Origin of the sequence: Ellagibacter sp. (genome assembly GCF_048412355.1) — a bacterium.
In the GTDB taxonomy this organism is placed as follows: Bacteria; Actinomycetota; Coriobacteriia; order Coriobacteriales; family Eggerthellaceae; genus Ellagibacter.
In genome coordinates this window covers 107,036-129,386 of sequence record NZ_DBFSAP010000036.1, presented here as the reverse complement: position 1 = coordinate 129,386, position 22,351 = coordinate 107,036, and the positions used below count along the sequence as shown (strand labels likewise).

General features: G+C 61.8%; 21 protein-coding genes. 20 read left to right on the top strand and 1 reads right to left on the bottom strand.

Features of this window, described 5'->3' with window-relative positions; all coding sequences use genetic code 11:
* The first annotated feature begins 19 nt into the window (after nucleotides 1–19).
* The 12 genes from rnpM (at nucleotide 20) to rnhA (ending at nucleotide 12,154) form a co-directional block, all read left to right on the top strand.
* Entirely contained in the window at nucleotides 20–316 is a 297-nt protein-coding gene (rnpM, locus tag ACMRQN_RS05070) for an RNase P modulator RnpM (RefSeq protein WP_158048469.1), read from the top strand.
* 12 nt (nucleotides 317–328) lie between these two features.
* Nucleotides 329–3,085: a translation initiation factor IF-2 gene (infB, locus tag ACMRQN_RS05065; protein ID WP_418734073.1), complete on the top strand. Its 2,757-nt coding sequence runs from the start codon at nucleotides 329–331 to the stop codon at nucleotides 3,083–3,085.
* Between the two features lie 9 nt (nucleotides 3,086–3,094).
* A complete protein-coding gene (gene rbfA, locus ACMRQN_RS05060; protein ID WP_418734072.1) occupies nucleotides 3,095–3,472 on the top strand; it encodes a 30S ribosome-binding factor RbfA in 378 nt (125 codons plus the stop codon).
* Between the two features lies 1 nt (nucleotide 3,473).
* Entirely contained in the window at nucleotides 3,474–4,460 is a 987-nt protein-coding gene (locus ACMRQN_RS05055) for a DHH family phosphoesterase (RefSeq protein WP_418734071.1), read from the top strand.
* A 31-nt stretch (nucleotides 4,461–4,491) separates the two neighbouring features.
* Nucleotides 4,492–4,971 carry a pantetheine-phosphate adenylyltransferase gene (gene coaD / locus ACMRQN_RS05050; protein ID WP_296059020.1) on the top strand — a complete coding sequence of 160 codons (480 nt, stop codon included), beginning with the start codon at nucleotides 4,492–4,494 and terminating at the stop codon, nucleotides 4,969–4,971.
* A 128-nt stretch (nucleotides 4,972–5,099) separates the two neighbouring features.
* Nucleotides 5,100–6,119, top strand: coding sequence for a tRNA pseudouridine(55) synthase TruB (truB, locus tag ACMRQN_RS05045; RefSeq protein ID WP_418734070.1), 1,020 nt, complete (start codon nucleotides 5,100–5,102; stop codon nucleotides 6,117–6,119).
* Nucleotides 6,103–7,026: a riboflavin biosynthesis protein RibF gene (gene ribF, locus ACMRQN_RS05040; protein WP_418734069.1), complete on the top strand. Its 924-nt coding sequence runs from the start codon at nucleotides 6,103–6,105 to the stop codon at nucleotides 7,024–7,026. Before truB ends, ribF begins: the two co-directional genes overlap by 17 nt.
* 176 nt (nucleotides 7,027–7,202) lie before the next feature.
* Nucleotides 7,203–7,481, top strand: a complete 279-nt coding sequence (locus ACMRQN_RS05035; RefSeq protein WP_418734068.1) for a twin-arginine translocase TatA/TatE family subunit — start codon at nucleotides 7,203–7,205, stop codon at nucleotides 7,479–7,481.
* 145 nt (nucleotides 7,482–7,626) lie between these two features.
* On the top strand, nucleotides 7,627–9,114 hold the full coding sequence (locus ACMRQN_RS05030; protein ID WP_418734067.1) for a helix-turn-helix transcriptional regulator: 1,488 nt from the start codon (nucleotides 7,627–7,629) through the stop codon (nucleotides 9,112–9,114).
* A gap of 106 nt (nucleotides 9,115–9,220) precedes the next feature.
* Entirely contained in the window at nucleotides 9,221–9,475 is a 255-nt protein-coding gene (locus ACMRQN_RS05025; RefSeq protein WP_276996562.1) for a DUF6110 family protein, read from the top strand.
* 12 nt (nucleotides 9,476–9,487) lie between these two features.
* The gene (locus tag ACMRQN_RS05020; protein WP_418734066.1) at nucleotides 9,488–11,569 is read left to right on the top strand and encodes a heavy metal translocating P-type ATPase; all 2,082 of its coding nucleotides are present in this window, start codon (nucleotides 9,488–9,490) and stop codon (nucleotides 11,567–11,569) included.
* Nucleotides 11,570–11,677: 108 nt separating this feature from the next.
* Nucleotides 11,678–12,154, top strand: coding sequence for a ribonuclease HI (gene rnhA, locus ACMRQN_RS05015; RefSeq protein ID WP_418734065.1), 477 nt, complete (start codon nucleotides 11,678–11,680; stop codon nucleotides 12,152–12,154).
* On the opposite strand, the gene ACMRQN_RS05010 is transcribed toward rnhA, so the two are convergent.
* Nucleotides 12,151–13,380, bottom strand: coding sequence for a deoxyguanosinetriphosphate triphosphohydrolase family protein (locus tag ACMRQN_RS05010; protein WP_418734064.1), 1,230 nt, complete (start codon nucleotides 13,378–13,380; stop codon nucleotides 12,151–12,153). The genes rnhA and ACMRQN_RS05010 overlap by 4 nt on opposite strands.
* A 218-nt stretch (nucleotides 13,381–13,598) precedes the next feature.
* Here ACMRQN_RS05010 and ACMRQN_RS05005 point away from each other — a divergent pair, with 218 nt between their 5' ends.
* The 8 genes from ACMRQN_RS05005 (at nucleotide 13,599) to ACMRQN_RS04970 (ending at nucleotide 22,306) form a co-directional block, all read left to right on the top strand.
* Entirely contained in the window at nucleotides 13,599–14,318 is a 720-nt protein-coding gene (locus tag ACMRQN_RS05005; RefSeq protein WP_418734063.1) for a hypothetical protein, read from the top strand.
* Between the two features lie 11 nt (nucleotides 14,319–14,329).
* A complete protein-coding gene (gene dnaG, locus ACMRQN_RS05000) occupies nucleotides 14,330–16,219 on the top strand; it encodes a DNA primase (RefSeq protein ID WP_418734062.1) in 1,890 nt (629 codons plus the stop codon).
* A 94-nt stretch (nucleotides 16,220–16,313) separates the two neighbouring features.
* Nucleotides 16,314–16,751, top strand: coding sequence for an NfeD family protein (locus ACMRQN_RS04995; protein ID WP_418734061.1), 438 nt, complete (start codon nucleotides 16,314–16,316; stop codon nucleotides 16,749–16,751).
* Between the two features lie 26 nt (nucleotides 16,752–16,777).
* Nucleotides 16,778–17,740: an SPFH domain-containing protein gene (locus ACMRQN_RS04990; RefSeq protein ID WP_158048483.1), complete on the top strand. Its 963-nt coding sequence runs from the start codon at nucleotides 16,778–16,780 to the stop codon at nucleotides 17,738–17,740.
* 165 nt (nucleotides 17,741–17,905) lie between these two features.
* Nucleotides 17,906–18,448 (top strand): peptide deformylase, encoded by a 543-nt coding sequence (gene def, locus ACMRQN_RS04985; protein WP_158048484.1) that lies wholly within the window; start codon nucleotides 17,906–17,908, stop codon nucleotides 18,446–18,448.
* A complete protein-coding gene (gene fmt / locus ACMRQN_RS04980) occupies nucleotides 18,449–19,408 on the top strand; it encodes a methionyl-tRNA formyltransferase (RefSeq protein WP_418734060.1) in 960 nt (319 codons plus the stop codon).
* On the top strand, nucleotides 19,335–21,554 hold the full coding sequence (locus ACMRQN_RS04975; RefSeq protein ID WP_418734059.1) for a transcription antitermination factor NusB: 2,220 nt from the start codon (nucleotides 19,335–19,337) through the stop codon (nucleotides 21,552–21,554). Before fmt ends, ACMRQN_RS04975 begins: the two co-directional genes overlap by 74 nt.
* A 167-nt stretch (nucleotides 21,555–21,721) precedes the next feature.
* Nucleotides 21,722–22,306: a helix-turn-helix domain-containing protein gene (locus ACMRQN_RS04970; RefSeq protein WP_276996578.1), complete on the top strand. Its 585-nt coding sequence runs from the start codon at nucleotides 21,722–21,724 to the stop codon at nucleotides 22,304–22,306.
* Nucleotides 22,307–22,351: the final 45 nt, after the last annotated feature.

Sequence of the window (22,351 nt, the reverse complement as noted above, 5' to 3'; positions counted from 1 at the left end):
GGGATTGCGGGAGCGTACAATGGACCAGACGACACCGGCAAAGAAAAAGCAGCGTACCTGCGTTGCCTGCGGTGCGACCGACACGAAGCGCGCGCTTCTGCGCATCGTTCGCTCGCCTTTGGGCGTCGTGTCCTTCGATCCTTCGGGTCGAGCTCCCGGACGCGGTGCCTATGTATGCTCCGCGGAGTGCTTTGCCGCTGCACGCAAGGCGGGTAAACTTGACCGAGCGCTTCGCACGAAGCTCGGTGAGCAGGATTTAGAGCGCATCGCCGGCGAGATGTCTCGCGACACGAGCCGTTGCGTCGGAAGAGAATAAGAGGAGTGGTACATGGCCAGCATGCGAGTACATGAATTGGCGAAAGAATTCGATATGACGAGCAAGGAATTGCTCGACCGGTTGCACGAGATGAAGATACCGGCGAAAAGCCATGCGAGCATGCTTGCCGATGCCTACGTCGATAAGATTCGGAAGAACCTGTCTCCTGAAATCAAGCAGCGCGCTGGCAAGATCGATGCCGAGGAAGCGAAGCAGCTTGCCGAGGAGAAGGCGCAAGAAGAGCGCAAGAAGGCCGAGGAAGAGGCCAACCGCCGTGCTGCCGTCGAGAAAGAGCGTGCGCTTCGCGAAGCCGAGCGCGCTCGCCGCGAGGGCGGTGCCCCCAAGGGCGAGGTTCGTTCCGAGCAGCCGAAGCGTACGCCTAAGAAGGCTCCCGTGAGCAGCGGCTTCGAGGGCCTTGCAAGCCAGATTGAGTCTGAGAAGGAGCGCGTTGCGCGCGAGAAGGCCGAGGCCCGCGCCAAGGCCCGTGCTGCAAAGATGGCGGCAGAGGTCGCTAAGAAGCAGGCGGTCGAGGAAGCGCTTCGCTCCCGCGGGAAGAAGTCTTCCAAGCCGGCGACGCAGCACAAGGGTCCGGCCCCCGTGCTCACGCCCAAGAAATCTTCCAACTTCAGCTCGCTGCTTTCCCAGATCGAGTCCGAGAAGCAGCGCATCGAGGCGCAGAAGGCCGAGCAGGCCAACAAGCCCAAGCCCGAGCGCTCCGAGCGCGGCGGCAAGAAGGGCGAGCGTGGCGGCAAGAAGGGCAAGCGCGGCAACGTCGTGCAGGTCGTTCCCGAGCTCGAGAACCAGACCCAGGGCGAGGATCGTTATGCCCAGATGGCCGTACAGGCGGAGAAGCTCCAGCGCGATAAGGTGCTTGCCGAGGCGCGCGCCGCTGTGGCCGCTGCGAACTCGCATGAGGGCGAGGGTCGCCGCAAGAAGCGCAAGGAGAAGCGCCAGGCAGAGGCTCGCGAGCGCATGGAGATGGAGGCCATCCAGAAGGGTCTCGATCCCACGCTCGTGCTCGACGACTCCGTCGTGGAGATTCCCCAGGGTGCCAACGTCGCCAAGTTCGCCGAGCTGCTCGGCGTGCAGCCCAACGACGTCATCAAGCGCCTGTTCATGCTCGGCCAGGTGCTGACGCTCACTCAATCCATGTCCGATGACCTCATCGAGCTCATCGCCGACGACATGGGCCGCAAGGTCCGCGTGGTTTCTCCCGAGGAGGAGTACGCCGTCGTCTACCATGACTCCGAGGAGGACTTGAAGCCGCGTCCGCCTGTCGTTACCGTCATGGGTCACGTCGACCACGGCAAGACCTCGCTGCTCGACGCGATTCGCCATACCGGCGTTGCCGCAGGTGAAGCGGGTGGCATCACCCAGCACATCGGTGCATCCATCGTGAACATCGACGGTCGCCAGATCACCTTCATCGACACGCCCGGCCACGAAGCGTTTACCGCCATGCGTGCCCGCGGTGCTCAGGTGACCGACGTTATCGTGCTCGTCGTCGCCGCTGATGACGGCGTTATGCCGCAGACAATTGAGGCAATCAACCATGCCAAGGCTGCCGATGTGCCCATCGTCGTCGCGGTGAACAAGATCGACAAGCCCGGCGCGAATCCCGACCGTGTTCGTCAGGAGCTCGTCGAGCATGGCGTCATCCCCGAAGAGTGGGGCGGCAAGAACATGTTCGTCGAGGTTTCCGCGAAGAAGAAGCTCCACATCGACGACCTGCTTGAGACCATCCTTCTCCAGGCCGACGTGCTCGAGCTCAAGGCGAACCCCGATGCCGAGGCATCCGGCTACGTCATCGAGGCGAATCTTGACAAGGGCCGTGGCCCGGTTGCGACGGTGCTCATCCACCGCGGCACGCTGCACACCGGCGACACCGTCGTCGCGGGCACGTCCTACGGCCGCGTCCGTGCGCTCATCGACCCGCGCGGCAAGCATGTTGATTCCGCAGGCCCCGCAGACCCGGTCGAGATCCTCGGCCTGAACAGCGTTCCCACCGCAGGCGACGAGTTCCGCGTGTTCGAAGACGAGCGCGATGCCCGCAAGCTTGCCGAGGAACGCGCGCTGCGTGCACGTCTCGCCGAGCAGAAGACGAAGTCCCACATGAGCCTCGACGACCTGTTCAGCCGCATCGAAGAGGGCAAGCAGACCGACCTGAACCTCATCGTGAAGGCCGACGTCCAGGGCTCGATCGAGGCTCTGCGCGACGCCTTCGAGAAGATGGATCAGTCCGAGGTGCGCATCAACATCGTGCACTCCGCCGTTGGCGGCATCACCGAGACCGACGTCACGCTCGCAGCTGCCTCCGATGCCATCATCATCGGCTTCAACGTTCGCCCGACCGGCAAGTCGAAACAGCAGGCTGAGAAGGAAAAGGTCGACATCCGCCTGTATCGCGTCATCTACCAGGCGATCGAGGACATTAACGCCGCACGCGTCGGCCTGCTCTCGCCCGACATCGTCGAGGAGGACACCGGCGTCGCCGAGATCCGCGAGACCTTCAAGGTGCCCAAGGTTGGCACGATTGCGGGCTGCTATATCACCGACGGCGAGCTCCATCGCGACGACAAGGTCCGCATCGTGCGCGACGGTACCGTCATCTTCGAGGGCGAAATCGCCAGCTTGCGTCGCTTCAAGGACGACGTCAAGTCGGTCAAGCAGGGCTACGAGTGCGGCATCGGCATCAGCGGATACCAGGACCTCAAGGTGGGCGACACCATCGAGGGCTACATCGTCAAAGAGGTCGAGCGCACGGAATAGGAGGTCGGCATGAAGCAAGGATCTTCCAGCCGCAAAGTCAACGAGCAGGCGCGCGAGGTCATCGCGAGCATCCTCCTGTTCGATATATCCGACCCCGAGCTGTTGATGGTCACGATCACCGGCTGCGAGGTGTCCTTCGACCGCAGCGTGTGCAACGTGTACTACTCGACGGACAAGCAGCGCTACGACAAGGTGGGCGAGGCGTTCACGCGCGCGAGCGGGCGCATTCGCTCGCTCATGGCGCGTCGCCTCTCCTGGCGCGTTGCCCCCGAGCTGCGCTTCATGCTCGATCGAAGCGTCGACACGGCGGAGCGCATCGCCGGCGCCCTGGCGCGCGAGTCGCAGCGTCCGCCGGTCATCGTGAAAGAGGAAGAAGAGGGCGAGTAGCATGCCGGTCACCCCGCAAACGAATGTTTCGCTTACGGAGATTTCCGCGGTTTTGAAATCGCGCGATGATTATGTGATCTGCGGGCATGTGAGTCCTGACGGCGATTGTTTGGGCTCGCAGCTCGCCTTGGCGGGAATCTTGAAGCGCCTCGGAAAGCGGGTGACGTGCGTTTTGGCGAAACCCGAGAAGCCCGATGTTCATCTCTCCTTCCTTCCGGGGCTTGCCGATATGGTCTACGCACGCGACTTCATGGGGGAGGTCGGGACGTTCGTGGCCGTCGATGTCCCGAACCGCGAGCGGATCGGTGATGCATCGCGCCTGCTCGACGAGGCGGAATATTCGATCACTATCGATCATCACGCGTATCCCGAGACTATGAGCACCCTTACCTATTGCAATCCATCGATGGCGGCAACATCGATGCTCATCTGGGAGCTCTCGAAGTGCTTGCGCGTCGACAACTCGGGTGACATCGCACTGTGCGCCTACACCGGTCTCGTTACCGATACGGGGCGCTTCCAGTACCAAAACGCCGACTCGCGCGCATTCGCATCGGCTTCCGAGATGATCACCGCCGGCGTCGATGCCTCCTTCGTTTCGCGCGAGGTCTATCAGAACCGCAGCGAGGCGTCGGTGCTCCTTGAGGCTTGCGCCATCAAGCATATGAAGCTCTTCTGCGGCGGGCAAGGTGCGATAAGCTACGTCACGCGTCGCGACTTCGAGAAATACCATGCGGTGAAGGCAGATGCCGAGGCGCTCATCGACACGCTTCGCTCCATCGCGGGCGTACGCGTTGCTTGCATGCTGCGCGAGCAGGGTGACTCGATTCGCGGGAGCTTCCGCGCGAAGGACGACACCGACGTTGCGGCCATCGCTGCCAGTTTCGGCGGCGGCGGTCACAAGGCTGCAGCAGGTTTTTCCATCGAGGGTCCTATCGAGGGCGCCCTTGTCAGAGTCGAGAAGGCTGTCGAGCTGGCTCTCAAGTAAAGTCGTTACACAGTGAGGATGAGGCTTTATGGTGAAATGCGCATTGACGCCGGGCACGTTCGACCCGATTACAGTGGGGCATCTCGATGTCATCACCCGCGCGTCGCAGCTTGTCGACGAAGTCATTGTTGCCGTTGCCGAGTCGGTGAAGAAAAAACCGCTGTTCACCCTTGAGGAACGCGTCGCGCTTGCGGAGGAGGCAACCCGCGAACTCGACAATGTTCGCGTCGTGCCCTTCGACGGTTTGCTCGTCGACTTCGCGCATGAGGTCGGAGCAACGGCGGTCGTCAAGGGTTTGCGAGCAATCACGGACTTCGAGTACGAGTTCCAGATGACGGCGATAAACTACCAGCTCGACCGCAACCTGGAAACGCTCTTCATCATGTCGACCCCGCAGCATATGTACCTCTCTTCGTCGGTGGTGCGGGAAATCGCCTCCATGGGCGGCGACATCAAAGAGTTCGTGCCGCCCTGTGTCGAGCGTGCGCTTCGAGAGAAGTTTGGGAACTAATCGAGCTGAGTCCTTGTTTAGATACGTGCTTCCTTGCGGGGTGCTTTCGATCAGGGGCTTTCGAGGTATGAAGTGAAAAGTGGGAAAGCGGGATCACCCCGCTTTCTTGTTGTATTGAAGGGATATTCGTGGCTGCTAAGAGGGGACAATCGGGCCTTTCGCTCATCGTGGGGGTGGACAAACCCTCGGGTATGAGCTCGCACGACGTGGTTAATCGGGTTCGCCGTATCTTCGGAGAGCGTCGTGTCGGTCATACAGGGACGCTCGATCCTTTAGCGTCGGGGGTGCTCTGCGTTTGCGTGGGGCCGGCGACGAGGCTTGACAATTACATGGTCGGGCATGACAAGCACTATCGTGTTCGAATTGCCTTCGGGGTCGGCACCGACACCGACGATGTCGACGGCGAGCCCGTTAAGTTCGGCTCGGTGCCGAGCGGTGCTTTCGAGGAGCCGTTCGCGCTAGAGACGCTTGCGCGCTTCGTCGGACCCCAAAAACAGCTTCCCCCGGCGTACTCCGCTGTCAAGGTTGGCGGCGTAAAGGCCTGTGATGCCGCGCGAAAGGGCAGAATAATCGAGTTGATGCCTCGCGATATAGAAGTGTACTCGGCGAAGCTTGCTGCGATCATTCCTGGTGACGGGGACGTGCCTGTATTTTGGGATGTCGATTTCCATGTCTCGAAGGGTACCTATATCCGCGCGCTCGCTCGCGATATTGGCGTCTCGATAGGTTGCCCCGCCCATGTGGCCGCGCTCCGACGGACGAGCGCGGGCCTTCTGACGCTCGATGACTGCGTGAGCCTCGACGTGCTTGAGCGCATAGGCGTCGATGCTTCGCTCGACCCAGTGAAACTGCTCGGATTTCGCTTCGCCTTTCTCGATGAGGCGGGTGCGCGTTTGGTGGCGAATGGTAATCAGCTGCCCGCATCGACGGTTGAGCTTTGCGAGCGCCGCCATGCAAGTGCCGCGAGCGAGCTGTGCGCCTGCACGGCCGGCGTGCGCCAAAGCTGCACGGCACCCGAAGACGGCGAGCGGATTGCGGTAATCGTCGACAACAAGCTTGTGGGCATATATGCTTACGAGGAGCAACGGCAGCGCTACAATGCATGTTGCATCTTCCAGACAGGAGTGAGACGTGGCGGAGATATTTAACGTTGACGCGTCGTTCGATCGAAATCGATTCGACGGTGCGTGCTGCGCATTCGGTGTGTTCGATGGTGTCCATAAAGGACACCAAGCGCTTCTCTCATGCGCAATTGAGGATGCCGCGAAGCGGGGGAGCGTCTCGTTCGCACTCACTTTCGACATTGACCCCGACGAGATGTTTCGCCCAAACGAGCTGAAAAAGCTCATGACCAACGAGGGTCGCATTCAAGCGCTAGCCGCGTCGGGCGTCGACTTCGTCGCAGTTTTGCCATTCACGCGCGAGTTCGCGTCCTTGCCGCCCGAGGAGTTCCTTGCGTGGACCTTCGGGGAGCATGCGCCTGCGAGCATCCACGTCGGCTGCGGGTTCCGCTTCGGGGCTCGCGCGAAGGGCACTGAGGAGACGCTCGCTGCGTGGGGCTCGCGCCATGCGTGCGACGTTTCTGCGCATGAGCTTCTCTGCCTCGAAGGCGCTCCGGTAAGCGCGACGCGCATCAGGCAGCTTCTTTCCGAGGGCGCCGCTGAAGAAGCTGCAAGGCTCCTCGGTCGGCCTTGGAAGGTGTGCGGCACGGTCGTGTTCGGTCGCGGCGAGGGGGCGCAGATGGGTATCCGCACCGCCAATCTCCGCATCCCCGATAACCTTCGCTCCATCGGCGACGGTGTCTATGCGGCGTACGCCATCGTCGACGGAAAGCGCTATAAGGCTGCGGTCAACATGGGTGTTGCGGCGACGTTCGCCGATCGGGCGACCGCAAATTGCGAGGCGCATCTTCTCGACTTCGACGGAGATATCTATGGTCAAGAGATTGAGCTCGAGTTCATCGCGTGGCTGCGTCCGATGCGTGCCTTCGACGATGTCGATGAATTGATTGCCGCTATCACGTCGAACATTGAATGGGTTCGTGCGCATCTCTGACGATATTATTGCACTTACTTATCTGAGCTGGGCAAATCCTCTTGTCATGCAAATACATGACAAGAGGATTTTCTTGTCATGCGTCAAAATCATGGGTTTACGTGATGGTCAAGATCCCCCTCTCATCGCATAGTCGAGTCAACACGTTGGCAAGGCAATGCAAAAGGAGCATCGCAATGAAAATTCTCGGTATGGGAACCCCGGAACTTCTTATCATCCTCGTCGTCGTCCTGCTGATCTTCGGGCCGAAGAACCTCCCGAAGCTTGGCAGCGCGATCGGTAAGTCGGTGAAGGGCCTGCGCGAGGGCCTCGGGTCGGGCAAGAAGGCCGAAGAGGCGAGCGACGAGGCAGAGGTCGCCGAGAACCTCGTGGAATCCGAGGCGGACTCCGAAGAGCAGGAGGCACCGAAGACCACGAAGAAGCGTGTGGTGAAAAAGGTCACTGCTGCCGAATAGCGAACCACACAACGAACCTAACCTTCCCTTGGGCGCATGGACTTCCGCTATGCGCCCTTTCTCGTTTCACGGCGGGGTATTATCGAGGCTCCGTGCTTTACAATAGAGTCCGAAAAGATGGCCGTTCGACCGAAGGGAAGTTGGCGTGATCCAAGGTTTAAGCGACGCGACGCGCGCTCGTTTCGCCATTTTAGGTTTCGCGTCCTTCCAGGCCTGCGTAATCTCGCTTCTCTACATGGGGTCTAACTGCTCTTTCTTCCTTGGGAATCTCGAACTGGAGCGCGGAGAGCTTCTGTTCCCGCTGCTGTTCATGGTCTGCACGCTCGCCGCTTGCGCCTTCGCGCCGAATTCGGCTCGCGCGTGCCTGACTTCTGCCCCCGTCGTTATCGTCAGCTCGCTGCTCATGGTGGCGGGCTCGCTCGCCGAGCAGCTGCTCGGCACCCACGATGGAACGCTTCTTGCCCTCGAAGGCCTGCTTGTGGGCGCTCCGTGCGGCATCGTATTCGCCGCCTGGGGCCGTGTGCTCGGAGGTTTTGAAATCGAGCAGTCCGTGCCCTGCGCCCTTATCGGGTCTGCGCTCGGCGCTGCTGTCTGCTTCCTCTTAGGCTCAAAGGCCCTTCCCCCCGAAGCTGAGCTCCTTATCGGCGTCTTGCCACTTTCGTCCCTCGCGTTTCTGCTCGCGATGCAGAGAATCGGCACCTCTCCGTCCAAACCCAAAGATGCGGCCATTAAGCCTGACGCGCCGAAGAAGAACCGCTTCACGAGGCGCCTTCTTCTGGGAACGCTGCTCTTCGGCCTGGCCACGGGCATCATGCAGACGTACGGATCCGACCCCGGAATGGACGCGACGCCGACGCTTCCCGTCACGCTTGTGCTCTTCATCCTGTTCTGCCTTGCCGCTCTGCAGCTCTTCGGAGGCGAGGGGGCCAAGCCCGCCTTGAAGGACGCGCCCCGCCCAGAAGGCGGAATGCTCGCCGTTATCTCGCGCGGCGTCGCCTTCGTCCAGGGCAGCGACGCAGGCCCGCTTGGCGGCACCTATCGGCTCTCGGTGCTTTTGCTCATGGGCGGCTTCCTTTTCGTCGAGGTCCTCGGCGACATCGGCGTGCCCGGTGAGGCCGTCGCCATGTCGGGCTTTCTCTCGCTCATCGTCGTTTTGGTTTCGCTCTTCCTCGTCATGGGCAAAATCGACGGGGGAGACGCCGCAGTCACGTTCGGTCGGGGCTTTGCCGCGCTTTTTCTCGGCGAGTTCATGGGGCTTGTCGTCGGTAACTTCTTCGACGTCGCGTTTTTCGGAAGCGCGGCCTCTCATCTCATGTGCGCCCTTGCCGGATTGTGCGCCCTGATCGCTTATCTTTATCTGTTCACCGAGCGCGACTTCTCGGCGCTCTCCCAAGTCGCCATCACCATCGACCGCTTCGATGCCACGTGCCGCAAGATCAGCAAGCAAGCAGGTCTTTCCCCCCGCGAGGCTGAGGTCTTGCCCCTTGCCCTCAAAGGCCGCACCGGCGAGCGCATCGCGAGTGAGCTTTGCATCTCGAAAAGCACGGTCGACACGCATCTGCGCCGCATCTATGCGAAATGCGGGGTCCACAACCGCCAAGAGCTTATCGACTTTGCGGAAAGCCATAGTTAACTTTTTGTGAATTCTTGTCATTCTTTGTTACACGCAGTTTACAATCCTTTTTGCTTGTTATCTTGGGCGAACTATGCAGCAACCCAAAACCAGAAAGGATTCCATTATGAAGAAGAAGACGTTCAACTCCCTGCTCGTTGGCGCTGGCTTTCTTGCCGGCACGGTCGGCGTGAAGGCGCTCACCTCCAAGACCGCCAGGAAGTGCTACGTGCAGGGCGTCGCTAAGGGCCTGCAGGTGAAGCAGGGCTATCAGAACATCGTCGAAGAGGCGAAGGCCCAGGTCGACGACATCGTCGCCGAGGCGAACTACATCAACCTCGCCGAATCCGAGAAGGCCGAAGCCGCCAAGGACGAGCAGTAAAGAAGCCGCTCGATGAAATACACGATAGAGCATGAGATACCTGGGCGGATCCGCGTTCGGCTCTACGGTCGCGTGCCCGAAGCGGACGTCGATGCGCTCGAGTCGCTCATGACGGCATGCCCCTGCGTGTCGTCGGTTAACGTCTATCCGCGCATCGGGTCGCTCTCGATCACTTTCGCAGGCGGGAAAGAGGCACGTGATTCCGTGCTCGCCGCGATGGATGCCGTCGACGCGAAGTCCATCGAGAAGGCGAAGCACGCGTGCCCGACGGCGCTTTCAGTCAGGACTCATTCCCTGCTGATGGACATCGCGCTGCTCGTCGGCTCGCACTTCGCGCGGAAATGGTTCCTCCCCGCACCCCTGCGCGCTATTCATACGATCTGGCATTATCGCCTCTTCCTGAAAGCGGCCGTGAACTCGCTTCTGCATGCGCGGCTCGATGTGCCCGTCCTTGATGCGGCGGCCATCGGCATCTCGTTCGTGACGGGTGACTTCGCGACAGCGTCGTCGACGATGTTCCTCCTCGATTTGGGCGAGACGCTGGAAGACTACACGCGCGCACGCTCGGAGAACCAGCTGATTTACTCCCTGCTCGGTGCGCCGGAAAACGCGCAGCTCGTCTGCGGCGACCAGGAGACGACCGTCCCCACCGCCAATCTGAAGGCGGGCGATCTGATCGCCGTGCGCACCGGTATGCCGGTAAGCGTCGATGGCGTGGTCGAGCGCGGTGTTGCCATGGTGAACCAGTCGACCCTGACCGGCGAGCCGCTTGCCGTCGAGCGTACGGTGGGAGACGACGTCTTCGCGGGCACCGCGTGCGAGGACGGCGAGATTTTCGTCCGCGTCAAGGCGGCGACGGGCGAGACGAAGCTTCGATCCATCGTCTCGTTGGTCGAGATGTCCCAGAGCATGAAAGCCGACGCCCAGACGAAGCGCGAGCGGCTGGCCGCCCGCATCGTGCCGTGGAACTTCCTGCTCGCGGGCATTGTCGCGCTCACCACGCGCAGCCTCGTGAAAACCTCAGCTGCGCTTATGGTCGACTACTCGTGCGCGCTCAAGCTCACGGGGTCGATTTCGGTTCTGTCCGCCATGAGCCAGGCTGCCAAGGCGGGCTTCACGGTGAAGGGGTCGAAGCATTTCGAGGCATTCGCCCAGGCCGACACCATCGTCTTCGACAAGACCGGCACGCTCACCGAGGCGCAGCCCCAGGTGAAATGCGTCATCGCACTCGATGGGTGGAACCGGACCCAGGTACTTCGCTTCGCGGCGTGCCTGGAAGAGCACTTCCCTCATCCCGTTGCGCGCGCCGTCGTTCGCGCCGCAGCCGAGAAGAACCTCAAACATCGCGAGCGCCATGCCGCTGTGGAGTACATTGTGGCGCACGGCATCGCGAGCTCGATCGACGGCAAGCGGGCGGTCATCGGGTCGAGGCACTTCGTCGTCGAGGATGAGAAAGTCGTCGTCACCGACGAGGATCAGCGTAAAATCGACGCCGAGGCGAGCGACCTCTCGACGCTCTACCTCGCCGTCGACGGTGAGCTCGTGGGCGTCATCGGCATCGACGACCCCTTGAAGGCCGGCGTCTCGGAGGCGATCGAGAGCCTGCGCGACCTCGGCTTCGAGCGGATCATCATGCTGACGGGCGACAACGAGAAGACGGCTGCCCGCGTCGCGAAAGCGGCGGGCATCACCGAGTTCCGCTCCGATCTGCTTCCCGAGGACAAGCACGGGTTCGTGGAGCAGCTGAAAGGCGAGGGCCGTAAGGTGGTCATGGTGGGTGATGGGGTGAACGATTCCCCTGCGCTTTCCGCCGCCACGGTCGGTGTTGCCATGGGGCAGGGCACCGCGATTGCCAAAGAAGTCGCCGACATCACGCTCTCGGAGGGCGAACTGCATTCGCTCGTCCAGATGCGCATGCTCTCACGTGGCCTCATGGGCCGCATGGACACCTCGTTTGCGCAGACCATCGCCTTCAACTCGGCGCTGTTGGCGCTCGGCATCGGCGGTATCATCACGCCGCAGACCTCGTCGCTTCTGCACAACGCATCGACGATCGCGCTCAGCATGCACAGCTCGCGTGCGTACAATCTCTAGAGCTTCGGCTTTGTGCCCTTCCCATCGCGAGATGGCTCGGGTATCGTAGACGAGGGCGGGAACCCGCAAAGGGCCCCGCCCTCGTTTTGCTCTCGACGAAAGGACGGCATGAAAGTCACGATCTACACCGACGGCTCTTCCCGTGGAAATCCCGGCCCCGGCGGCTATGGCGCCGTGCTGCAGTTCGTCGACTCGACGGGCAAGCTGCACGAGCGCGAGCTCTCGCAGGGGTATGCCACCACGACGAACAACCGCATGGAGCTGCTCGGGGTGATTGTCGCGCTCGAAGCGCTCAAGCGCCCGTGCACCGTCGAGGTCCATTCGGACTCACAGTACGTGGTGAACGCCTTCAACCAGCATTGGGTCGAGGGCTGGCTCAAGCGCGGTTGGAAGAACGCGAAAAAGGAGTCCGTCAAAAACTCCGACCTCTGGAAGCGCCTGCTCGAGGCGAAAAAGCCGCATGACGTGACCTTCGTGTGGGTGAAAGGCCATGCCGGCCACCCCGAAAACGAGCGCTGCGATGCGCTTGCGACCGCCGCAGCCGACGGCGCCAACCTTCTCGAAGATACCGGCTTTACCGGTTAGCGCAGATCGGCGCAGTAGCCGCGCAGTTGAACCCGGGTTGCCCGCTCGGGAAACAGGTGCGCGTAGAGCGCCATGAAGTAGCTGTCCGTCATGGAAGCGATGTAGTCGACCACAATCTGGTTCGGCTCCGTTGAGCCCACGTAGCGCTCGCGTGTGATAGAACGCGACTTTCTCGCGAGATAATCGATATGGTGCCTGAATATCGCTGACTCCTCGCGCCCTTCGGTCAAATCGCGCAGAAGCTTCTCGTAGACCTCCTCGAACATTTCCCCGACGGTGATGCCGTCGCTTGCGGCGAGGCCCTCCTTGTTGTAGATGATCTCGTAGTTCTGGCGTTTTGCGCGCTTGAGGTCGTTAAACATCGCCTCGCTCATGGCGATGCGGTCCTTGCCGTAGCTTTCGTTGACGATGTCGGCGGTGAGGTTGTTGATAATCTGCGCGTTCGCTTTGCCCATCACCGTGGACTCGAACTCGTCGAGCGAGGCGAGCGCGCCCATGTCCATCGCGTCTTGGCGGTCCTTGCCAACATATGCGATCATGTCGGCCACGCGCACGACGCAGCCCTCGAGCGTGGAAGGGCGCAGTGTGGAAATGACCTGCTCGTCGGCCGTGCACTCCTCGACAAGCGCGTCGAGCGCCTCGAACGTTCCCACGTGCCCGCGCTTGAGTTCCTGCTGGGCGAACTCGCCGTTGTGGCAGAGCACGCCGTCGAGCGTTTGCAGGCTCACGTTGCGGCGATAGAGCTGGTCGAGCACGCGCACGGAATGGACGTTGTGGTTGAAGTAGCGATCGGTGCGCTCGTGGTAGCAGCGGGACAAGAACCGCTCGCCTGCATGCCCGAACGGCGTGTGCCCCAGGTCGTGCCCGAGCGCGATGGCCTCGATGAGGTCGCAGTTCAGCCCGAGCAGCCGTCCGATTCCCCGTGCGACGCGGCTCACCAGCTGTACGTGCAGGCCGCGGCGGCAGATGTCATCATTCTCGACGAAGGAGAACACCTGCGTCTTGCCCGCGTACCGGTTGTAAGCGGGCATGTTCACGATCTTCTCGATGTCGCGCGCGAACGCGGGCCGGGCGATCGTCGCTATGTCGTGCGGGTTCGGCTCGCGCCTGGCCACGTCCTCGTCGCGAAAGCGGTAGGGGCTCATTCGCCCCGCCGCGCGATCGGCGAGAATCTCCGCCTCGATTGCCGGGTCGATCGTCAGGTAGGGTGTGGAATCCTTCGACATGGTTGCCTTCCTTCTCGCGGCGGGTGCGACCCTGCCGTGAAGACGAGCGCTCGCCGCGCTTTCCTTGTTTGCCGCCATTGTAGCAGTGACGCGCGCGTTCGGCTCAGGTTGTAGGCGCACTGCGCATTTGGCCGCGCTCGCGGGGCGGGCGTTCGTCGGTCGTGCTACCATATCCCATTGATTAGCAAGCACCGTATACCAGGTGAGGGGATGTGCCAATGCCTTGGGTTTTGATCATACTGATCGTCGTCGTCGCAATCGGCCTGTTCGGGTTTTTGTCGTCTAAGGTCGACGAGCTCTCTGGAATCGGCCGCGAGCATACCGCGGGATCGTTCCGCTGGCCGCACGGCAAGGTCGTTCGCACGCGCATTCTTTCTGCGGAAAAGGAACACGAACGCGGCGAGATCGCGAAGAAGGTGCTGCTTCCGTGCATCGTCATCGCTGCCGTCTGCGCGGTTCTCACCATGTTCGGGCCCGTCGTCTCCTACGGCAACGTGCTTACCGTGGTATCGCTTCTCGCATCGCTTGTTATCGCGACCCTTGTCTGCGGGAAAAGCGACGCCGGCCGCGCGTTCTGCTATGCGGTGGTGGGTCTCGGAATTGCCTGCACCGTCCTCATCCTGATCACGCGCGCCTACGTGTCGGTCTCCACCGCCGAGGTGAATGCTTTCACGGCCATCTTCGGGGCCGTGGGCGCCTCGGTGGGGGCTGCGATCCTTCCTGCGCGCGTCACCTTCGCCCGCGAGTTCGCCGACGAGACCGTCGGTTGCGTGCGGCTCTCTCAGCGTACGGCGGCGGCTGCGCTTCTGCTCGATCTGCAGGACAAGGAATGGGAAGTCCCCGAGCACGTGAGAGAACAGGCGAAGCGCCTCGAGAAGCGCAGCAAGCTCGCCCCTGCGGCCGCTACCGATCCTGCCTCGGGAAACGACGAAGAGTAGGCGGGTGCCCTATGCCCGGCGGGCGCATAACCGACGAGGATATCCAGAAGGTTCGCGACGCGAGCGACATCGTCGCCGTGTTCAGCGAGCGCGTTCCCGTGAAGCAGCGCGGCCGCGACTTCTGGTGCTGCTGTCCCTTCCATAACGAGAAATCGCCTTCGTGCAAGATCGACCCTGCTTTGCAGCTGTGGCACTGCTTCGGTTGCGGTGAGGGCGGGGATGTGTTCGCGTTCATCATGAAGGCTGAGGACCTCTCGTTTCCCGAGGCGGTCCATAGGCTTGCTGAGCGCGCGCATATCGATATCGTCGAAGTGGGCGGAAAGCCTGCCGCACCCGCGAGCAAGAAAGCGCGCCTGAAAGATATATGCAAGGCGACTGCGGAGTTCTATCATCTCCAGCTCATGCGTTTGAAGTCACCTGAGGCGTCGGCCGCGCGCGAGTACCTTTCGGGGCGCGACTTGGGCGGCAAGGTTCCTCGTGACTGGAACCTTGGGTTCGCTCCCGGGCGCGGTGTGCTCACGCGCCATCTTTCATCGAAAGGCTTCAAGGCCGACGAGATGGTCGAGGCGAACGTGTGCAGCCGTGATTCCCAGGGCAAGCTGCGCGACCGTTTCTACAACCGCATCATGTTCCCCATAAACGACGTGGCGGGAGACTGCATCGCGTTCGGCGGGCGCGTCGTCGGGAAGGGGGAGCCGAAATACCTCAATTCCCAGGAGACGCCGCTGTTCCACAAGTCGCAAGTGCTCTACGGTCTCGACAAGGCGAAAGTCGCCATGGCGTCGAGCGGCGTCGCCATCGTGTGCGAAGGATACACCGATGTCATCGCGCTTCACGAAGGGGGAGTGCGCAACGCGGTGGCCACGCTCGGCACGGCGCTCACCATGCGTCACATTCGCATCCTCGGACGTCATGCGCAAAAGAAGGTCGTCTATCTCTTCGACGGTGACGCCGCAGGTCAAAAGGCGGCCGACCGAGCACTGGAGTTCATCGACTCCTCGATGACGCCCGAGGCGGGCAAAACGAGGATCGAGCTGTGCGCCGTCACCCTGCCCGACAACCTCGACCCTGCTGAGTATATGGCCTCGCACAGCGCCGCCGAGCTTGAGGAACTTATCGAGCACGCGCAGCCGCTTTTGAAATACGGCATCGATCGTCGTCTTGCTGCGCACGATCTTTCGAGCGCGGAGGGCAGGTCCGCCGCACTCGCATCGGCTCTCTCGGTGCTTGCTCCCATCAAGGACTCCCTGCTTGCGAAGGACTACGCTATCCAAATCGCGGGGCGTACCCGTGCCCGCGAGGAGGATGTGCTCGAGGCGCTCTCAAAGCTTGCGCCTCCCGCGCGCTATGGCGAAGCGGCGGATGAGGAGGCGGCGGCTCAAGCCCCTGTCCCCGCCCAAGGTCCGGCGCGCCGGGCGCTTTCGAAGACCGAGCTCAACCGCCTGCGTCTCGAGCGCGAGCTTCTCAGCGTGCTCGCCCAAAACCCGCTTATCGCACTTGCCCACGCGGACTCCCTCGCGCAGACAAAGTGGCACGACCCGCTGCATTCCGCCATTGCGTCGAGCATCCTCGATACGCTCATGTCCGACCCTGCCGCGAGCGCTGCGGCGATCGTGTCGAACGCGGCTGCCGTCGATGGCCGCGCTGGTCGTGTGCTCACCGCAGGGGGCAGCTCCACCGAAACGGCGTCTCCCGAAGAGGTTGCGCGCTTTCTCGCCGAAGAGCTCGCCATTGGTGATGCTGAGGACGCCATCGAAGAGCTTCGCTGCCAGCTTGCCAACGAGTCGCTTAAAGGAACCGAGGAATACGACTTCCTTTTCCAGGCCACGACGGCGCTTCAAAAGGAGCTGCTCGAGAAGCGTCTCGCCCATAAGCCCGTCGCGCACGAGGGCCGTCTGTAGTTTGCAAAACCTCGTAAAGTCTTGCGTGCGGTACACCGATGCGTAAATACGCTCTGGTATAATTAGGCATGCTTGTGAATAAGGAGGTGCACCAATGTCCCATATGGTTCTCTGGCTCGTCGTGGCCGCCGTCATGGCGCTTATCGAGGCCTTCTCGTTCGGGCTCATCACGATGTGGTTCGTCGTCGGCGCGCTCGTTGCGTTCGTCGCCGATCTGCTCGGCGCGAACTTTGTCGTGCAGGTCGCGCTGTTCCTCGTGGTCTCGGTGCTCTGCCTCATTCTCCTTCGTCCCGTCGTCGTGAAGCACCGCAACCGCGGTCACTCGGCTGAGCCTACGCTTGTCGGCGAGCGCGGCGTCGTGTGCGAGACGATCGACAACGATGGGCTGACGGGCAGGGTCGAGCTTTCCGACCATATGACCTGGTCGGCGCGGTCGGCTACGGGGGAGGTCCTTCCTGTGGGCATGCGCGTCGAGGTCGTTGCCCAGGAGTCCATCAAGCTCATCGTCAAACCGTGTGAACCGGAAGCGTAAACCGTCCGCTATCGAAAGGAAACGCTATGCCACTGCTCACCTTCCTCATCGTGCTCGTTGTCATCGTGGTGGTCTTGGCCGTCACCTGCGTGAAGATCGTTCCGCAGGCTGAAGCCGCCATTGTCGAGCGCCTGGGATCGTATCTCACCACCTGGAACAACGGCCTCCACATCAAGGTTCCCTTTATCGACCATGTGCGCATGGGGATCTCGCTCAAGGAGCAGGTCTTCGATTTCCCGCCGCAGCCGGTCATCACGAAGGACAACGTCACGATCTCGATTGACACGGTCGTCTTCTTCAAGATTCTCGACCCGAAGCTCTTTTGCTACGGCGTGGAAAACCCCATTGTCGCGATCGAGAACCTCTCCGCCACCACGATCCGCAACATCATCGGCGAGCTCGACCTTGACACGACGCTCGTTTCCCGCGACACCATCAACGCGAAGATGCGTTCCATCCTCGACGAGGCGACCGACGCGTGGGGCATCAAGGTCAACCGCGTCGAGGTGAAGAACATCACGCCGCCCGCCGCCATCCAGCAGGCGATGGAGAAGCAGATGAAGGCCGAGCGAGAGAAGCGCGAGGCGGTTCTTTTGGCAGAGGGCCAGAAGCAGAGCGCCATCACGGTCGCCGAGGGCGAGAAGCAGGCGCAGATCCTCTCCGCCGAAGCAGAGAAGCAGGCGATCATCCTTGCTGCGGAAGCTGAGAAGGAAAAGCAGATCCGCGAGGCAGAAGGTGAGGCCGAGGCGATTCGCAACGTCCAGCGCGCAACCGCAGAGGGCATCGCGATGGTGCGCGAGGCGGGTGCCGACAATGCCGTTTTGACGCTTCAGGCATACGAGGCCCTGAAGTGCGTCGCGAATGGCCGCGCAACCAAGCTCATCATCCCCTCCGATATTCAGGGAATCGCGGGCCTTGCGGCGTCGATCAAGGAGATCGTGACCGACGACCCCAATGCCCCGAAGCAAAGCGAGACACCGAACGCCTAGGCGCGTTTTGGGCCCATGCGGGCCCGCATTCCGCAGATTTGTGTTCGTTTCCCGCTCAACCTGGCACTTTGGGTGGACAGGCGCGGGCGTGCTTGCCACAATGTCGCAAGCGAAATAGTCGGGCGCGCTCTATCGGCGCGCCCGCATGTCAATCGAATAAAGGACGTGTTGCCAGTGGTCAGTATCGTTATTGCCCCCGACCCGCTTCTTCGCCAGGTGTGCGAGCCGTGCACGCCGGGCGACCACAGCTTGAAAAAGCTCGCCAAGCAGATGGCGCGAGCTATGTACAACAACAACGGTTGCGGAATTGCAGCTCCCCAGGTCGGCGTGACGAAACGCCTGGTCGTCATCGATGTTGACGACTCCAATGAGCAAAATCCCATCGTTTTGGTCAACCCCGAGATCATGGAGCTCAAAGGCGAGCCCGAAACGCAGGGCGAGGGCTGCCTGTCCTGTCCCGGTATCACCGTTCCTGTTTCCCGCAAGCCCTGGGCTCGCGTTCGTTACTACGACCTCGACGGAGAGATGTGGGAAATCGAAGGCGATGGCCTTCTCGGGCGCTGTCTTCAGCATGAGATCGATCACTTGAACGGACGCACGCTTTTCGAGTCGTGCGACCCCCTGACGCGCATCCGCGCGCTCGAAGCCTACGATGAGGCGCGCAAGAAGGGCGCCAAGCCGGGCGACACCTCCATCGAGGTGGATTGAATGCGCATCGTCTTCATGGGCACGCCGAACTTCGCGGCAACCATCCTTGAGGATCTCTCGCAGCACTATAACGTCGTCGCCGCGTACACGCGTCCCGATGCGGTTCGCGGACGGGGCAAAAAGCTCGTCGCATCTCCCGTGAAGGAAACCGCGATGAGCCTCGGTATTCCTGTCGAGCAGCCGACGACCTTCAAAGACCCCGAGGCTATCGCCACGCTCGAGCAATATCGACCCGACTTCATCATCGTTGCGGCATACGGTATGATCCTGCCTATCGATGTTCTCGAGTGCCCTACGTATCATTGCCTAAATGTGCACGCCTCGCTTCTGCCCCGCTGGAGGGGTGCGGCTCCAATCGAGCACGCGATTCTCGCCGACGACGAGGAGACGGGCGTGTGCATCATGCGCATGGAGGAAGGCCTCGACACCGGTCCTTTCTGCGTATGCCGGACGCTCGACGTGGGGGAGAAGACTCTTCCCGTGCTTGCCGACGAACTTGCGAATTTGGGATCACATGCCCTTCTGACGGCTATCATGCAGATTCTGCGCGGGCAGGAGCGTTGGGTCGTGCAGAAGGAGTCCGACGCAACCTATGCCCACAAAATCGAGAAGGGCGAGCTCGATTTGAATCCGGCACTCGGCGTTGACCTGCTTGCGCGTCGCGTCCGCGCATCGAGTACGGGTCATCCGAGCAAATGCGTGGTGCTCGGCAAAGGCGCGACAATCATTGATGCATGTCGCGCCGACTACGATGAGCAGGGGAAGGTTGCGGCAAGCGGCCTTGGTGCGGGGCAGGTGCGCTTCGCCTCGAAGCGGCTTCTGCTTGGGTGTGCAGATGGCGCGCTCGAGGTCTTCCGCTTAAAACCAGACGGAAAGAAAGAAATGAATGCTCAGGCATTCGCGGCGGGAGCTGCGGCGCTTCATGGGCACGACGGAGAATGGACGGCACAACATGCCTGATGGCAACAACCAGCATAACGAAGAGCATCGCGGCAACGGCGGCGCGAAGCGCCAGGGATCGCAAGATCGCCACGGCCGCTCGAACTCGGGTTCTTACGGTTCGAAGGGAAGCGGCGACCGCAGGGGTTCCTATAAGGGGTCGCGCGACGGCGGCAAAGGCGGTAAGGGCGGCTATGGCAAGCGCGACTCGCGCGGCGGTTCCTCTCGCGATGGCGAGCATCGCTCTCGCAAGCCCTTCGACAACGAGCGCTCTGACAATCGTAAATCCTACGGTAAGCGCGGCGATGATCGTCGCTCGGGCGGGAAGTCCTTCTCGAAGCAAGGGGACGGCAACCGCAAACCTTACGGCAAGCGCGATGATAACCGAAAGCCCTATGGCAAGCGCGACGAAAATCGCGGGCGCGACGGCGAGCGTAAGCCATTCAATAAGCACGATGGTGACCGCAAGCCCTTCGAAAAGCGCGAAGGCGTAGCACGCGATTTCGAGCGCGCTCCTCGCGGCGACGCCCCCTTTAAGAAAGATCGTGCGGACGATCGCGGCTTTTCGCGCAAAGACGCAGGCGATCATCGCGGCTTCGAGCGCCGCGGGCCGTGGCGTCCCAACGAGCAGAACGCTGTCCTCGCCGAGGGTCGCGAGCCGCAGGAAGGCGTCTATCGCGGCGAGCTTGAGCTCGACGAGAACGGTGAGCTCAAGTACCGCAACCGCCCCAGGGGCGGCGAGCGCCGCGGCGCGAAGCACTCCTTCGGTGACAAGCCTCGCACGAGCGGCGTTGTCCACAAAGATTCCGAGCGCAGTGCCTCCCCGGCCCGTCAGGCGGCTTTGCGCGTGACGTCGATCGTCCGCGAGCGCGATGCCTTCGCCCAGGAGCTTATCCACAAGTACATCGATTCCTCCCGCATGTCTCGCGAGGACCGCGCGTTCGCGACGCGCCTCACGCTCGGTGTTGTGAGCTCGTATGGCACGCTCGATGACGTCATTAACCGCTGTCTCGACCGCGTAAGCGACATCAACGACGACGTGCGCGACGCGCTGCGCATCTCGACCTACGAGATCATCTTCTTGAAGAAGGAGCCGCATGCCGCGGTAAGCCAGGGCGTCGAGCTGGTGAAGACCATCGCTCCGAAGGCGTCCGGCCTGGCGAACGCCGTCCTGCGCCGCATCGCCGATAAGGCGCACAAGTTCCCCTTCGGCGACCCTCGCACCGACATCGAAGCGTTCGCGCGTCTGCACGCCTTCCCCGAGTGGCTCGCCAAGCGGGCGCTTCTCGACTTGGGTCCTGAGGCCACGCGCGATTACCTCGCGGGGTCGAACGAGCCGGCACCCCTGTTCGTCGCAATCAATGCGGCGAAGGCGGACGAGTCCGAGGTCGTCGAGACGATCGTGGCGGCTCACGGTGACCCAGTGGCCGTGTCGGTCAACGGCGAGGACATCCCCGGTTGCTATTGCCTCTCCGAGGGGCGCGTGCTCTTCGACGGGCGCGTCCGCCACATGATTCAGACTGGCCAGCTTCTCGTCTCCGACGCGTCGTCCCAGCAGATCGCGCGTCTTGTGCTTCCCGAGGAAAAGCCCGCGTCGCTTCTTGAGGTCGGCGCTGGCCGCGGGACGAAGACCGTCCTCATCCAAAGCGACGCCCAGCGACGCTACGGCTCGCAGATCGACGAGTACGTGACCGTCGACAACCTGGAGTTCAAGACGAACATCACTGCCGAGCGCGCGGAAGAATACGGCATCCATGTCTCCGAGTCGATCACCGGCGACGCGACGGTACTCGACGACGTGGTAGGCGAGCGTGCCTTCGACGTCGTGTTCATCGACGCTCCGTGCTCGGGTCTGGGCACGCTGCGCCGCCACCCGGAGATCCGTTGGCGTTTAAACCCCGAGAAGATTGACGAGTTCGCGAAGACCGGCTTGGCGCTTCTGAAAGCCGCCTCGAGCCATGTTGCCCCGGGCGGCAGCATCGTCTTCTCCACGTGCACCATCACGCGTGCCGAGAACATCGATGTCGTGAAGGCGTTCCTCGCAAGCGACGAGGGGGCTTCGTTTGCCTTGGCCCCGATTGGCGGAGCGCCGTGCTTCAACCCCGCGCTCAAGCCGGGCTCGCCCGACGCTCACTTCGCCGTGCGGCTTGTGAAGGCGGCGGAATAAACAATCCCCCAATCGCGGGGGCCTGCCCGACACGGCGGCTATCCACATGACAGTTAGCCGCCGTTTGCATATCAAACTACTTCCATTTCGCAACGTTGCGATACAATCCATGCGTTAGGCATCGTCATTGATGCATCGTTCGAGCATTATGAAAGGGGGAGTCGCATATGGAACCGAAGATCGAAGAGGTGGCTTCGCGAATTAGGTCGCTGCGTGAGGATCTCGACATCTCGATGCAGGAAATGGCCCAGGCGACGGGCCGCTCGCTTTCGGAATACGCCGCGCAAGAATCGGGCGAGCAAGATTTGAGCTTCACCTTTCTCTCGAAGTGCGCGAAGCGCTTCGGCGTCGACGTTGTCGAGCTGCTTACCGGCGAGAACCCTCACCTGACTGGGTATTCGCTTATCCGCGAGGGCGATGGGCTGTCCGTGAAGCGCCGTGCCGGCTTCGAATACTTGCACAAGGCGCCGCAGTTCAAGAACAAGCTCGCCGAGCCGTTCTTGGTCACGATGCCCTATCTTCCCGAAGAGCAGGACAAACCTATCCATCTGTCCTATCACCGCGGTCAGGAAATCGACTGCATCGTTTCGGGGCATATGCGCTTCGCCTACGAAGGCCACGTCGAGGAACTGGGCCCCGGCGACGTGCTTATGTACGATTCGGGTCGCGGGCATGGCATGATCGCCACGGGTGGCGAGCCGTGCGTGTTCTACGCGATCGTTTTGAAGCCGCAGGATATCGAGATTATGTAGGCGCGCCTGGGCTTGCCCCGGGTTGCGCCCCCCTTCGGATCCTAT